Source organism: Cryptosporangium arvum DSM 44712, from assembly GCF_000585375.1.
Classification (GTDB): domain Bacteria; phylum Actinomycetota; class Actinomycetes; order Mycobacteriales; family Cryptosporangiaceae; genus Cryptosporangium; species Cryptosporangium arvum.
Window position 1 is genome coordinate 5,002,776 of sequence record NZ_KK073874.1, and the last position, 13,530, is coordinate 5,016,305.

General features: G+C 71.9%; 13 protein-coding genes. 10 read left to right on the forward strand and 3 right to left on the reverse strand.

All coding sequences use genetic code 11. The annotated features are described in order from the left end of the window. Positions 1 to 55: 55 nt before the first annotated feature. The 9 genes from CRYAR_RS22540 (at position 56) to CRYAR_RS22575 (ending at position 9,366) form a co-directional block, all read left to right on the forward strand. Entirely contained in the window at positions 56 to 703 is a 648-nt protein-coding gene (locus CRYAR_RS22540) for a GntR family transcriptional regulator (RefSeq protein WP_035855051.1), read from the forward strand. Further along, positions 700 to 1,899 (forward strand): CaiB/BaiF CoA transferase family protein, encoded by a 1,200-nt coding sequence (locus CRYAR_RS22545; protein WP_035855052.1) that lies wholly within the window; start codon positions 700 to 702, stop codon positions 1,897 to 1,899. The genes CRYAR_RS22540 and CRYAR_RS22545 overlap by 4 nt, the downstream gene beginning before the upstream one ends. Positions 1,900 to 1,915: 16 nt before the next feature. Then, on the forward strand, positions 1,916 to 3,958 hold the full coding sequence (locus CRYAR_RS22550; RefSeq protein WP_035855054.1) for a hydantoinase/oxoprolinase family protein: 2,043 nt from the start codon (positions 1,916 to 1,918) through the stop codon (positions 3,956 to 3,958). Further along, positions 3,958 to 5,835, forward strand: a complete 1,878-nt coding sequence (locus CRYAR_RS22555; RefSeq protein ID WP_035855055.1) for a hydantoinase B/oxoprolinase family protein — start codon at positions 3,958 to 3,960, stop codon at positions 5,833 to 5,835. The genes CRYAR_RS22550 and CRYAR_RS22555 overlap by 1 nt, the downstream gene beginning before the upstream one ends. 45 nt (positions 5,836 to 5,880) lie before the next feature. Next, positions 5,881 to 6,507, forward strand: a complete 627-nt coding sequence (locus CRYAR_RS22560) for an isochorismatase family protein (RefSeq protein ID WP_035855056.1) — start codon at positions 5,881 to 5,883, stop codon at positions 6,505 to 6,507. Between the two features lie 83 nt (positions 6,508 to 6,590). Further along, complete coding sequence (locus CRYAR_RS22565; protein ID WP_084701966.1) at positions 6,591 to 7,796, forward strand: cytochrome P450; 1,206 nt, start codon at positions 6,591 to 6,593, stop codon at positions 7,794 to 7,796. Positions 7,797 to 7,948: 152 nt separating this feature from the next. Then, complete coding sequence (locus tag CRYAR_RS47495; RefSeq protein WP_157017981.1) at positions 7,949 to 8,440, forward strand: hypothetical protein; 492 nt, start codon at positions 7,949 to 7,951, stop codon at positions 8,438 to 8,440. Positions 8,441 to 8,487: 47 nt separating this feature from the next. Continuing rightward, a complete protein-coding gene (locus CRYAR_RS22570) occupies positions 8,488 to 8,934 on the forward strand; it encodes a hypothetical protein (RefSeq protein WP_157017983.1) in 447 nt (148 codons plus the stop codon). Positions 8,935 to 9,018: 84 nt separating this feature from the next. Next, the gene (locus tag CRYAR_RS22575) at positions 9,019 to 9,366 is read left to right on the forward strand and encodes a hypothetical protein (RefSeq protein WP_035855059.1); all 348 of its coding nucleotides are present in this window, start codon (positions 9,019 to 9,021) and stop codon (positions 9,364 to 9,366) included. A gap of 415 nt (positions 9,367 to 9,781) precedes the next feature. Here the strand turns inward: CRYAR_RS22575 and CRYAR_RS22580 are convergent, their stop codons facing one another. Together CRYAR_RS22580 and CRYAR_RS22585 are read right to left on the reverse strand one after the other, a co-directional pair. Beyond that, positions 9,782 to 10,549, reverse strand: a complete 768-nt coding sequence (locus tag CRYAR_RS22580; RefSeq protein WP_035855060.1) for a maleylpyruvate isomerase N-terminal domain-containing protein — start codon at positions 10,547 to 10,549, stop codon at positions 9,782 to 9,784. Further along, on the reverse strand, positions 10,546 to 11,763 hold the full coding sequence (locus CRYAR_RS22585) for an MFS transporter (RefSeq protein WP_169745074.1): 1,218 nt from the start codon (positions 11,761 to 11,763) through the stop codon (positions 10,546 to 10,548). Before CRYAR_RS22585 ends, CRYAR_RS22580 begins: the two co-directional genes overlap by 4 nt. 64 nt (positions 11,764 to 11,827) lie before the next feature. Here CRYAR_RS22585 and CRYAR_RS22590 point away from each other — a divergent pair, with 64 nt between their 5' ends. Next, on the forward strand, positions 11,828 to 12,760 hold the full coding sequence (locus CRYAR_RS22590; protein ID WP_051570807.1) for a LysR family transcriptional regulator: 933 nt from the start codon (positions 11,828 to 11,830) through the stop codon (positions 12,758 to 12,760). Here the strand turns inward: CRYAR_RS22590 and CRYAR_RS22595 are convergent. Then, positions 12,747 to 13,526 (reverse strand): DeoR/GlpR family DNA-binding transcription regulator, encoded by a 780-nt coding sequence (locus CRYAR_RS22595; RefSeq protein ID WP_035855061.1) that lies wholly within the window; start codon positions 13,524 to 13,526, stop codon positions 12,747 to 12,749. The genes CRYAR_RS22590 and CRYAR_RS22595 overlap by 14 nt on opposite strands. Between the last annotated feature and the right edge of the window lie 4 nt (positions 13,527 to 13,530).

The window sequence follows — 13,530 nt, forward strand, 5'->3', positions numbered from 1 at the left end:
AGAACTGGGAACTCATCCACTACATGTATGCAATCGGCGAACGAAGGGCCCTCCGATGACGGCAGCGAGCGATCGCGCGGCCGACGAGCTGCGCACCCGCATCCTGGGCGGGGAGTACGTGCCCGGCGAGCGCCTCGGCGAGGCCGAACTCGCCGCGACGCTCGGCGTGAGCCGCACCCCGGTGCGGGAGGCGCTGCGCCGGCTCGCGGCCGACGGGCTCGTCGAGATCACCACCAACAAGGGCGCCCGCGTCGTCGAGCACCCGCACGCCGACCTGGACGCGATCTTCGCGATCCGCGCCCACGTCGAGGGCATCGCGGCGCGCACCGCCGCCGAACGGGTGTCCGACGCGGACCTCGACCGCCTCGACGAGATCGCGACCGAGCTGACCCGCTGCTCGGACGCCGGGCAGCTGGAGGACGTACTGCGGCTCAACGCGCAGTTCCACGGCCTGATCAACGGCCTGTCCGAGAGCTCGGTGCTGACCAGCACGGTCAACCAGCTCATCCACGCGTCGGTGCTGTTCCGCACCCTGCACGCGTTCGACGAGGACGCCCGCCGCCGTAGCTGTGCCCACCACCACGAGATCGTCGCCGCGCTGCGCGCCCGCGACGGCGCCTGGGCCGAAGCCGTCATGCACGCCCACCTGTACTCCGCACGCGCCTCACTGCTCGGCCCCCGCTCCAAGGAGGACCCCCGATGACCCGCCCGCTGCCGTTGCGTGACGTCCGCGTCGTCGAGCTGGGCCAGTTACTGGCCGGCCCGTTCTGCGGGCAACTGCTCGGTGACTTCGGCGCCGAGGTGATCAAGGTCGAGGACCCGGCCAAGGGCGACCCGATGCGCCAGTGGGGCCGCGAGAAGCCGCACGGACGGTCGCTGTGGTGGCCGGTGGTGGCACGCAACAAGAAGTCGGTCACCGCCAACCTGCGCTCCCCCGAGGGCCAGGACCTGCTGCGCCGGCTGGTCGAGCAGTCCGACGTCCTGCTGGAGAACTTCCGCCCGGGCACCCTCGAACGCTGGGGTCTCGCGCCGGAGAAACTGTGGGAGATCAACCCGAAGCTCGTCGTCACCCGGGTCACCGGCTACGGCCAGACCGGTCCGTACGCCGCCCGCGCCGGGTTCGGCTCGATCGGCGAGGCGATGGGCGGCATCCGGTACGTCACCGGTTCGCCCGACCAGCCGCCCTCGCGCGCCGGTATCTCGCTCGGCGACTCGCTGGCCGCGATGCACGCGACGCTCGGCACGCTCGTGGCCCTGCACGAGCGGGACAACTCCGGGCGGGGCCAGGTCGTCGACGCGGCGATCTACGAGTCGGTCCTCGGCCTGATGGAGTCGCTGCTCCCGGAGTGGCAGCAGGCCGGCTACCAGCGTGAACGCACCGGCCCGGTGCTGCCGAACGTCGCTCCGAGCAACGTCTACCCGACCCGTGACGGCGACAGCGTCCTGATCGCCGCCAACCAGGACTCGGTGTTCGGACGGCTGGCCGCGGTCATGGGGCAGCCGGAGCTGCGCGAGAACCCGCGGTACGCCACCCACGGCGCGCGCGGCGAGTACATGGACGAGCTCGACGGGCTGATCGCCGCGTGGACCGCCCGGCACGACACCGAGGAACTCCTCGAGGCGCTCCACGACGGCGGCGTCCCGGCCGGGCGCATCTACAAGGCCATGGACATGTTCGACGATCCGCACTTCGCCGCGCGCGACGCGATCGTCACCGTGCCCGACCCGAACCTCGGCCCGGTCGCGATGCAGAACGTGTTCCCGAAACTGTCGGCCTCCCCTGGCACAGTGCGTGCCACCGGACCGGAGCTCGGCCAGCACAACCAGGAGATCTACGGAGGCCTTCTCGGCTTGCCGGACGACGAAATCTCACGGCTCAGCGGAGCCGGCATCATCTGATAGGAAGGCGCGTGGCATGCGTTACCGGTTAGGTGTGGACGTCGGGGGCACGTTCACCGACGTCCTGCTCATCGACGAAGACAGCGGCGAGTCGTTCCGCGCCAAGACCCCCTCCACCCCCCACGACCAGTCCGTCGGCGTGCTCACCGGCATCGAGAAGGTGTGCGCGGCCGCCGGCACCACCGTGGACGAGGTCGGCCAGGTGCTGCACGGCACCACGGTCGCCACCAACGCGATCCTCGAAGGCAAGGGCGCGACCGTCGGGCTCGTCACCACGGCCGGGTTCCGGCAGGTGCTGCAGATCGCGCGGTCGTTCGTGCCGGGCGGGCTGGCCGGCTGGATCATCTGGCCCAAACCCGAGCCGCTGGCCGCGCTGGAGAACACCGTCGAGGCGATCGAACGGATCGGCGCCGACGGCACGATCGTCACCCCGCTGGACGAGGACGACCTGCGCGGGAAGCTGCGCACGCTGGGCGATCAGGGCATCGAGGCCCTCGCGGTGGCGCTGATCAACTCGTACGTGTGGTCCGGGCACGAGGACCGCATCGCCGCGATCGCCGCCGAGGAACTGCCCGGCATCCCGGTGTCGATCTCCTCGCAGGTGCTGCCCGAGCTGCGTGAGTACGAGCGCACGATCACCACCGTCGCCAACGCGTACGTGCAGCCGCAGGTCGCGCGCTACCTGGAGAACATGAGCGGGCGGCTGAGCCGCAAGCTCTACATCCTGCGCTCCGACGGCGGCCTGGCCAGTGCCGGGGCCGCGGCCGACAACCCGGTGTCGATGCTGCTGTCCGGCCCGGCCGGCGGCGTCTCCGGCGCGGTCTGGGCGGCCAGCCGCGCCGGCTACCCCGATCTGCTCACGTTCGACATGGGCGGCACCTCGACCGACGTCGCCCTGGTCGAGGGTGGTCTGCCGCGGATCGGGCGCGAGACGCAGGTCGGGGACCTCAAGGTCCGGTCCACTTCGGTCGACGTCCGCACGGTCGGCGCCGGCGGCGGATCGATCGCCCACGTCCCGGAGCTCACGAAGGCGCTCCGGGTCGGGCCGCAGTCGGCGGGCGCCGACCCGGGCCCGGCCGCCTACGGCAAGGGCGGAGTCGAACCCACCGTCACCGACGCGAACGTGGTGCTCGGGTACCTGCCGTCCGAACTGGCCGGCGGGGAGATCGCGCTCGACCGCGACGCGGCGCGGGCCGCGGTGGCCCGGGTGCAGGACGGCGTGGGGCTGGGGTCGGTCGAGGCGGCCGCCGCGGGAATCATCGACATCGTCAACGAGAACATGCTCGGTGCGCTGCGGCTGGTCTCGGTGCAGCAGGGCTACGACCCGCGTGACTTCGCGCTCGTCGCGTTCGGCGGCGCCGGGCCGCTGCACGCCAACGCGCTCGGCAAGCTCACCGGGGCCTGGCCGGTGATCATCCCGCCGTCGCCGGGGGTGCTGTGTGCCTACGGCGACGCCACCACCGGCCTGCGCGACGAGGCGGCACGCACCTACATCCGCCGGTTCTCCGAGCTCACCGACGACGAGGTCCGCGGGCTCTACTCCGAGCTGGCCGAGCAGGCGATCGCCACGCTCGAAGCCGAAGGGGTGCCGCGCTCGGAGCAGACGCTGAGCTACCAGGCCGACCTGCGCTACCACGGGCAGGGCTTCGAGATCACGGTGAGCGTCGACCTGGAGAACTTCAGCCTCGAGGCGCTGGGCTCGGCGTTCGACACCGAACACGAGCGGCTGTTCTCGTTCCTGCTGACGCGCAACGAGCACGAGCTGGTCAGCGCCCGCGCGGCCGCCACCGGGCCGCGCCCGCACGTGAAACCGGTCGAGCTGGCCGAGGGCGGCGCCGACCCGTCCGACGCGCTGCGCACCACGACCTCGATCTACGTCGAGGGCGCCACCACCGAGGCCGGCGTCTACGACCGGGCGAAGCTGCGGGCCGGCGACGTCGTCACCGGCCCGGCGATCGTCACCGAGATGGACTCGACGACGCTCGTGCTACCCGGCCACGCCGCGACCGTGCACCCCACCGGCAGCCTGCTCATTCGTCCCGTCGCCGAGGAGGCGTGATGGCCGAGATCCTGGAAACGAACACCGAGCCGCTGGCCGCCGTCGACGTCGACCCGGTCACGCTCGACATCATCGAGAACGCGCTGCGCAACGCCCGGTACGAGATGGACGAGGTGCTGTTCCGCACCGCGCTCTCGCCGGGTATCCGGGAGCAGCACGACGAGTTCCCGCTGATCGGCGACCCGTCCGGCCGGATGGTCGTGGGCCAGTTCGGGCTCTCGATCCCGTCGCTTCTCGACCGCTACGAGGGCACGATCGGCGAGGGCGACGTGCTGCTCACGTCCGACCCGTACTCCTGCGACGGCGCGATCAGCCACGCCAACGACTGGCTCGTCGTGATGCCGATCTACGTCGGCGGGCGGGTCGTCGGCTGGTCGTCGATGTTCGGGCACATGTCCGACGTCGGCGGCAAGACCGTCAGCTCGATGCCCACGGACGCGCACACGATCTACGAGGAGGGCGTCATCATCCCGCCCTTCAAGCTGTATGCGGGCGGTGTGCTCAACGAGGACGCGCTGCGGATCATCCTCAACCAGGTGCGTCAGCCCGAGTGGAACCGCGCCGACCTCAACGGCATCGTCGCGGCCTGCCGGACGGCGTCCCGGCGGATCCAGGAGCTGTGCGAACGCTTCGGCGTCGAGACGTACGTGGCGGCCCTCGACGCCCTCCTCGACCGCAACTACCAGGCGATGAAGACGCTGCTGACGACGATCTTCGCCGACGGCGAGACGATCAGCTTCTCCGACTACATCTGTGACGACGGCGTGGGCTACGGGCCGTACAAGCTGGTGTTGTCGCTGACCCGCACCGGCGACAAGGTGCTGCTGGACTTCACCGGCTCGGCGCCGCAGTCGCCGGGGCCGATCAACTACTTCATCAACGACAACCTGGCCCGGATGTTCTTCGGGATCTACATGATCACCGTGGCCGACCCGCAGATCCTGTGGAACGACGGGTTCTATCCGCTCGTCGACGTGAAGATCCCCGAAGACTCGTTCTGGAAACCGAAGCACCCGGCCGCGCTCAACGCACGCAACCACGGCATCGGGCGGATCTTCGACCTGTTCGGCGGGCTGCTCGGGCAGAAGAACCCCGACCTGCTCAACGCGGCCGGCTTCTCCTCGTCGCCGCACTTCATGTACTCCGGGCACTACGCCGACGGCGAGCGGGCCGGCGAGTGGTTCCAGCTGTACTCGATCGGGTTCGGCGGCATCCCCGGCCGGCCGATCGGCGACGGGCCCGACGGCCACTCGCTCTGGCCGTCGTTCGTCAACATCCCGTGCGAGTACCTGGAGTCGTACTACCCGTTGCGCATCGAGCGCTGGGAGACCGTCGCCGACACCGGCGGCGCGGGCCTGCACCGCGGCGGCAACGGCGTCGACGTGGCGTACCGGTTCCTGCAGCCGGGCACGATCGCGATCCACGACGACCGGTGGCTCACCTACCCGTGGGGCGTGAACGGCGGCGACCCGGGGGCCCGCGGGCGCAAGTGGATCGACCGCGCCGACGGGTCGCGGGAGATCCTGGCGTCGAAGGTCCACGACGTGGCCGTGAACGTCGGGGACGTGCTGCACTTCGTCACCTGGGGCGGCGGCGGGTGGGGCGACCCGCTGGAACGCGCGCCGGAGCTCGTCGAGCTGGAGGTGCGGCGCGGGCTGGTGTCGGCGTCCGGCGCGGAGCGGTACGGCGTCGTGCTCGACCCGGACGGCGGGCTCGACGCGTCGGCGACGTCCGAGCTGCGTGAGCGGTTGCGGGCGACGCGGCCGGCACCATCGGTGTTCAACATGGGGCCGCCGCTCGAGGAGATCCTCGAACGCAGCCTCGAAGAGACCGGGCTCCCGGCGCCGCGCGACCCGGCGACCGCGGTTCGTCCCTGACGTGACGTGCGGCCCGGGTGCGCCCGGGCCGCACCGGAGGTGACAGTGGAACTCTCCGACGACTACGCCGGCGCCGGGTTCGGGCAGCCGCTGGACTGGGGCCGCTCCCCGGCGGTGCTGGTCATCGACATGGTGCGGGCGTACTTCGAGCCCGGCGCGGAGCTGTACCTGGGATCGCGCTCGTGCCTGGACTCCGCCGCCCGGGTCGTGACCGCCGCCCGGAGCGCGGGGGTGCCGGTCATCGTCACCAAGGTCGTGTACGCGGCGGGCGGAGCCGACGGCGGTCTGTTCTACCGCAAGGTCGGCGCGCTGCGTCACTTCGCGGCCGGCGCTGCGGGGTCGCTCGGCGAGGTGATGCCCGAGGTGGCGCCGGAACCCGGCGATCTCGTCGTCACCAAGCAGTACGCCAGCGCCTTCTTCGGTACCTCGCTGGCCGCGACGCTCGCCTCGCGGCGGATCGACACGCTGGTCCTCTGCGGGGTGAGCACGTCCGGCTGCGTGCGCGCCACCGCGGTCGACGCGATCTCGTCGGGCTACGTACCGATCGTCGTGGCCGACGCCGTCGGCGACCGGGATCCGCGGCCGCACGAGGCGAGCCTGTTCGACCTGGCCGCGAAGTACGCGGAGGTCTGGTCGGAGGAGAAGGTCCTGAAGCGACTGAATCAGCGTTAACATCGGTTCGCTCGCTACCAACGACGGCGGCAGGAGCGACCGTGACCTCGACCCGCACGTACGACCCCATCGACGTCAGCTCGATGGAGTTCTGGACCAGCACCGCGCCCGAGCGCGAGCGCACGTTCGCCGCGCTGCGCGCCCAGCGCCCCGTCTCCTGGCACCCGATGCCCGAGAGCGGGCTGATGGACGACCCGGACGACCCCGGCTTCTGGGCGGTCGTGCGGCACGCGGACATCGTGGAGGTCAGCCGGCGCAGCGACGTGTTCGTGTCCGGGCGCGGGGTGATGTTCGGCAACGCGCCCGAGGAGCTGCTCGAGGCGTCGCAGTCGTTCCTCGCGATGGACCCGCCCCGGCACACGCTGATCCGCAAGCTGGTCAGCGCGGCGTTCACCGCCCGCCAGATCTCCCGGATCTCGGCGGAGATCGAACAGGACGCGCGGACGGTCGTCGAGGAGCTCGTGCGGGGCGGGCCGGACGTCGACTTCGTCGAGCACTGCTCGGCGAAGCTGCCGATCCGGACGCTGGCCCGGATGATGGGCATCCCGCAGTCCGAGTGGGAGTCGGTGGTGCACCACGCGAACGCGCTGGTGTCGGCGGCGGACCCGGAGTTCACCGCCGGTCGCGACCCCGTCCAGGTGCTGCTCGACTCGCTGTTCGTGCTGCACCAGACCGCGTCGGACCTGGCGACCCGACGCCGGGAGCACCCGGCCGACGACCTGATGACGAACCTGACCCAGGCCGAGGTGGACGGGCAGCGGCTCACCGACGCCGAGATCGCCGCGTTCTTCGTGCTGCTCTCGGTGGCCGGCAACGACACGACCCGGCAGACGACGTCGCACGCGATGCGGGCGTTCTCGCTGTTCCCGGCGCAGCGGGAGTGGCTGCTCGAGGACTTCGAAGGGCGCATCGGCAGCGCGGTCGAGGAGTTCGTGCGCTGGGCGACGCCGGTGATGACGTTCCGCCGTACCGCGGCCGTGCCGTTCGAGCTGCACGGCCAGCAGATCGACGAGGGCGACAAGGTCGTCATGTTCTACGCGTCGGGCAACATGGACGAGTCGGTCTTCGACCACCCCGAGCGGTTCGACCTGTCGCGCAAACCGAACCCGCACGTGGCGTTCGGCGGCGGCGGCGTGCACTACTGCCTCGGTAGCAACGTGGCGAAGGTGCAGCTCAAGGCGATCTTCCGGGAACTGTTCCGGCAGGTGCCCCAGCTGCAGGCCGGCGAACCGCAGTACGTACCGGGCGCTTTCATCCACGCGATCCGCTCGATGCCCTGCACGTTCTGAGGCCGGATATCTTTCGAGTGACGCCAGTGGCGCCTTCCTCGGCAATGTCGCGGGACGACCGAACCTGACGCTGAATCGCGTCGTGTAGAGCTGCGCAGCCAGCCGGACTGCCAGTTTTCACCCGCGATTCCGAGCCAGGAGTTGTCTTTGCCATGCTCACGAACAGGTCGTTCGTCGCCGTCGTCGGTGCGCTGATTGCCATTCTCGTCGCGCCGGCCCCACCCGCCTGGGCGGCACCGAAACCGCCCGATCCCCGTTACGACGTAGTCGATTCCTGGTCCGACGCCACCGGAGCGACTGTCTATCTGCGCCGCGGCTCGTGGAACGGCAAAACCGGATGGGGATACGAGAAAGTGACTCGGTACCACAATCTCAATGTCGCCGCCGTCCGGCTGACTACCCGGTATCCGGAGAGCCGGTCCCTCGTCGCCGGGACGAAATACAACTACGTCACCCCGGTGCACCATGTACGGTGCTCCGGATGGTGGCTGTTTCGCCGGTGCGAGATTGTGGAGACGGTCGATGTGACGGTGGGCGTGGACTTTCGGAACGTCGGCAGCGGATCGTTCGGGGTCGTAACCGCATTCTGCTCGGGCGATCCGAAGTGTCCGGACTGGGTCAGGAATGCGGCGAACAACCGATGACCACCACCGCGGTAACGCAAGGGCGGTTCTTGGTTGAAGTGGCGGCCGTGCAGCGGGACTCCGCTCAGGGCCTGATCTCGGTGGTGCGGTTCGGGGCGGAGGCGTCGGTCACCGTCACCGGAGTCTCGGACACCGGGGAACGCACGGTGGTGGTGCCGGTCACGGCCGGGCGCGCCGTGATCGCGGCGGCCGTGTTCCCCGGGGAGCCGCCGCCCGGGCGGGGTGACGCGGAGGGGTTCCCGGTGCTCGCCCCGCCGCGGGCCGTGCACGCCGAGCTGCTCCGGGACCTCGGGGTCAACGCCGACGCGCTCAGCGGCTACCTCGGTGGCGGGGTCGTCTACACCGAGGTGCGCAGCGACGGGCGGACGTCCACGGTGGTCGTCGGCCGGGAGGACGGCGGTGCGGGCGCCGAGGTCGCGCTGTCGCTCACGCCGGACGAGCCGGTCGTGGGAGTCCCGTACTCGCTCGTCGAGGCGCTCCTGACGCCGCCCTGACGGATGCCGTGTCGGCGGCGCGACGGTCCGCCCGCGCGACGCCCGCGATCCTGGAGCGCACACAGCGGACCAGGGACGGCGGGGATGACGATGACGGTGCTGGCGTTCGGCGGGGCCGTGATCCTGCTGGCCATCGGGCTGCTCAGCGCGTTCACGGCGACCGCGGTGCGGTGGTCGCCCGACGCTCCGGGCCGGAGAGGGGTGATCGCCCGACGGCTGACCGGCGCCGACGGGTCGAGCCCGGCGACGCTCTGGTGGGCCGCGGGCGAGCTCGGGCTGATGAGCGTCGGCTGCGTGTCCGTCGGCCTGGGGGCGCTGCCGCGGTACGAGGACGCGATCTGGCCGAGCGTGGTCGCGCTCGTGTTCCTCGCGGCCGGGGGCGCCGTGGGCGTCGCGATGGTGCTCCGCCGGCGGACGCGGGCCGGGCGATGACCGGCGGCCCTCCGCGCCCGCGGAAGCAGACGCGGAAGGCCGGTGCGTTACGACGCCGCCACTAACTCCCGGTTGGGATGACGGAGCAGCCAGAACCCCAGCGCACGGGGCATGCGCCGGGGCTTCGGCTGCCGGACGTAGGGCTCCCAGGCCGCCTTGAGCGGCTCGGGAACCTCACTCGCCGCCAGATGACGGTTACAGGAATCGCAGGGGACGCGTTCCAGCGCTGCGTACAGAGCCTTGGTCGTGCGAGCCGCCTCGACCCGTTCGTACCAACCGCAGCAACGCTCGGAGCGCGCTAATTCGTCGTTCTGGGCCATGGGGGGAGCTGTCCCTTCGACACCGTCGTCGATCAAATCCTGGGACGATTCTGCCCTCTCATGTGATTTCTGTCTCGGAGTTCGAGATGTAGGGGTTAGAAGCCCGGGAACGTGGCGCGCAGCGCGTCCAGATCGACGTTCTCGGCCGTCACCGACGGGCTGTGGGCCGGGTCCAGCCGGCCGTAGAGCAGCCGGAGGAACGCCTCGGCCGGCAACTGGAGCTCGCCGGTGCTCTCGCCGCCGTCCCACGGCTCGAGGGCGACCTTCTCGCCCAGGACGAGGGCGTACTCGGCGTCGGGGTCGCTGACCGTGACGTGGATCCGGCCGGCCGGGCCCGGCTTGCCGGCGAACCCGACGAGGCTCTTGGCGAACTCGAGGATCGTGGCGACGGCCTCGGGCAGGACGGTCGCGGACGGGTCGAGCATGACCTCGACGTCCCAGGTATGGACGGCGTGCTCGGACAGGCGCATGGCGACGAACGTCGCGAGGTCGGCCGGGCCGAACCAGAGGTCGAAGCGGGCGGTCTCGCGCTGTTCGGCGGTGAGGCCCTCGATCTTCTCGACCAGACGCGCGTCGGAGTCGAGGGCGTCGGCGGCCTGCGCGTCGGGGTCCTTGGCGTCCCAGACCGCCCAGACGCCCTGGAAGGCTTCCTGCTCGGGTGCCGGGGTCCGCTCGACGCCGGCGTCGAAGATCAGCCCGTTGATCTCGGCCCCGGAGCCGAGGTGCGACAGGACCTGCGCGATCGACCACTCGGACGGGTAGCCAGGGCTGCGTACCTGCTCGGGGGTGAGCGGCGCGGCGACCGCCCGGAGCCGGTCGTGGGAGGCGCGGAGGGCCGCGATGCGAGTGAGAGCGTCGGTCATGCGCTCACCTTAGGACGCTCACTGCGCGACACGGCGGGACGCCGCGACGTCCCGACCGCCGTGAGGGTGGCCGCGAGCGCGGCCAGGGCGATCAGGACGCCGATCAGGGCGACGGTGAGCGGCCAGCCGCCCGCGTGCCAGCCGATGCCGACGGCGGCCCCGAACACGCTGGATCCGGCGTAGTACCCGAACACGTAGAGCGCACCGGCGGTCGCGGGCCGGGCCGCGCCGACCACCGGGGCCCATCCGCTCGCGGTCGAGTGCGCGCCGAAGAACCCGGCGGTGAAGATCAGCAGGCCGAGCGCGATCGTCGGCAGCCACGGCGGCAGCGTGAGCAGCAGCCCGGCCCCCATCAGCGCGATCGAGGCGAGCAGCACCGGGGGACGGCCGACGCGGTCGGCGGCCCGCCCGGCCAGCGCGGAGGCGGCGGTGCCCGCGAGGTAGGTGAGGAAGACCGCGCCGATCACGGCCTCGGAGACGTCGAACGGGGCCGCGGTGAGGCGGTAGGTGAGGAAGTTGTAGGCCGCGACGAAGCCTCCCATGAGCAGGAACGGCACCGCGAGCAGGGCGAGCAGCGCGGGGTCGCGCCACACCCCCGCTCGTCCCTCCGCAGCGCTCGGACCGGCCGTGACCGGCCCGGTCGGTGGCGGCAGCAGACGCCAGAACAGCACGGTGGCGACGAGGCCGAGCAGGCCGATCGCCGCCAGCGCCCAGCGCCAGCCGGCCACGTCGACGACGATCGACGACACGAGCCGGCCGGTCACTCCCCCGACCGAGTTCCCGGCGACGTAGAGCCCCATCGCCGCGCCCAGCCCGCTCGGGTGCACCTCGGCGGCCACGTGCCCCATCGCCACCCCGACGACCGCCGCGAGCGCCGCCCCGCTCGCGGCGCGCAGCACGAGCAGCGTGGCGAACGTCGGGGCGGCCGCGCACGCGAACATCAGCACGACCGACGCGACGAGCCCGGCACGCATCACCCGGCGCCGCCCGAACCGCTGCCCGAGCCAGGTCGCCGGCACGACGAGCAACGCCAGCGTGCCGGTCGTCACCGAGAGCGACAGGCTCGCGGTGGTGGCGTCGACCGCGAAGTGCGCGGAGAGACGGGGCAGCAGCGGCTGGGTCGCGTAGAGCAGGCCGAAGGCCGCGAGGCCGATCAGCGCCATCCCGACGTTCAGCGCGCGGTACCCCGGGGTTCCCGGGAGGTGACGAGGCACCTTCCCGACGGTCCTCGCCCTGATCGCATACGTCCAATGCATCTGTGGCAGTTAAATGATGCGGATGGAGGATGAATTCGTGCGTCCGTTGCGTGAGCTGGTCGCGGTGGCCCGCACCGGCCACCTGACCGAGGCCGCCCGTGACCTCGGGGTGCCCCAGCCGACGCTGAGCCGCTCGCTCGCGCGGCTCTCGGCGCAGGTCGGAGCGCCGCTGCTGCTCAGAAAGGGCCGCGGGATCGCGCTGAGCCGGCACGGGCGGCTGCTGGCGGCGGCCGCGGACCGCGCGGTCCAGGAGGTCGACGAGGCCGTGCGACGCATCCGGGCCGACGTCGATCCGGAGTCCGGCCTGGTTCGCCTCGGCTTCCAGCACGTGCTCGGCGCCGAGCTGGTCACCAGGACGCTCGGTGATTTCCACGCGGCCCGGCCCGGGGTGCGGTTGCAGCTGGCCGAAGGGGGCGCCGGCCATCTGGTCGCCGACGTCGCGTCCGGGCGGCTCGACCTGGCGCTGGTGGCCACGCTGGAAACGGTGGACGGCGCGTCGGTGCTGGGCACCGAGCCGCTGCGTGTGCTGCTGCCGTCGGGGCACCCGCGGGCGCGCGACGCGTCGATCGACCTGGCCGCGCTGGCCGGCGAGCCGTTCGTCGCGATGGCCGAGGGGTACGGGATGCGCACGATCACCGACCGGCTGCTGCGCGACGCCGGGCTGGCGCCGGAGCCCGCGTGCACGTGCGAGGACCTGGCGACGGCGGCGGGGCTCGTCGCGGCCGGGCTGGGCGTGACCGTGGTCCCGGCCGGGATCGCGCCGCCGGGCACGGTGGAGGTGCCGCTGGCGCGGGCGGCCGAGCGGGTCGTGCAGCTGCTGTGGAGCGCGGAGAGCATCACGTCGGCACCCGTGGTGGCCCTCCGTGACGCGCTCGCGCGGACCGTTCCCGCCCAGCTCGCCGAACCGGCCGGCGGCGCGCGCCGGCGCCCACCCGGCCCGATCAGTCGGCGATGACGACCTCGGTGCCGGCGCGGCGGATCGCGTCGATGCCCGCCGGGTCCGCGCTCGAGTCGGTGACCAGCACCGACACGTCGGTGATCGGGCAGATGCCGGCGAGGTAGGCGCGCCCGATCTTCGAGCCGTCGGCCACCACGATCACCCGGTCCGCGCGCCGGATCATGCACGCGTTCGTGTGCGCCTCGATCTCGTCGTGGGTCGTCAGGCCGCCGCGGGCGCTGATGCCGTCGACACCGACGACCGCGACCTGCATGTTCAGGCCCTCGAGGGCCCGGTCGGCGATCGGCCCGACCAGCTCGTAGGACTGGGTGCGCGACACTCCCCCGGTCATGATGAGCTTCAGCCGCGGCCGCAGTGCCAGTTCCGAGGCGATGTTCAGCGCGTTCGTGACCACGGTGAGGTCGACGCGCTCGGCGAGCATCCGGGCCAGGATGTGCGTCGTCGTGCCGCCGGTGAGGCCCAGCGTCAGCGGGCCCCGGGGCAGCAGGTCCGCGGCCCGCCGCGCCACCACGCCCTTCGCGTCGCGGTTCTGGCCGGCCCGGTAGCGCACCGGCAGCTCGTAGGCCACGTCCACCGCAACCGCCCCGCCGTGCGTGCGGGAGAGCAACTTCTGGTCCTCGAGCACCTGCAGGTCACGGCGGATCGTCGCGGCCGAGACGACGAACTCGTCGGCCAGCCGCCCGGCGTCGACCGATCCGTCGGCGGCCAGCCGTTCGAGGATGGCCGAGACGCGCTCGGCCCGGCGAAGTGACGACCGCGGCATCCGT

Bases quoted from the DNA above. Each gene is read 5' to 3' on its own strand.
- CRYAR_RS22540 (WP_035855051.1), top strand. From the start codon at position 56: ATGACGGCAGCGAGCGATCGCGCGGCCGACGAGCTGCGCACCCGCATC.
- CRYAR_RS22545 (WP_035855052.1), top strand. From the start codon at position 700: ATGACCCGCCCGCTGCCGTTGCGTGACGTCCGCGTCGTCGAGCTGGGC.
- CRYAR_RS22550 (WP_035855054.1), top strand. From the start codon at position 1,916: ATGCGTTACCGGTTAGGTGTGGACGTCGGGGGCACGTTCACCGACGTC.
- CRYAR_RS22555 (WP_035855055.1), top strand. From the start codon at position 3,958: ATGGCCGAGATCCTGGAAACGAACACCGAGCCGCTGGCCGCCGTCGAC.
- CRYAR_RS22565 (WP_084701966.1), top strand. From the start codon at position 6,591: ATGGAGTTCTGGACCAGCACCGCGCCCGAGCGCGAGCGCACGTTCGCC.
- CRYAR_RS47495 (WP_157017981.1), top strand. From the start codon at position 7,949: ATGCTCACGAACAGGTCGTTCGTCGCCGTCGTCGGTGCGCTGATTGCC.
- CRYAR_RS22575 (WP_035855059.1), top strand. From the start codon at position 9,019: ATGACGATGACGGTGCTGGCGTTCGGCGGGGCCGTGATCCTGCTGGCC.
- CRYAR_RS22580 (WP_035855060.1), bottom strand. From the start codon at position 10,549: ATGACCGACGCTCTCACTCGCATCGCGGCCCTCCGCGCCTCCCACGAC.
- CRYAR_RS22590 (WP_051570807.1), top strand. From the start codon at position 11,828: ATGGAGGATGAATTCGTGCGTCCGTTGCGTGAGCTGGTCGCGGTGGCC.
- CRYAR_RS22595 (WP_035855061.1), bottom strand. From the start codon at position 13,526: ATGCCGCGGTCGTCACTTCGCCGGGCCGAGCGCGTCTCGGCCATCCTC.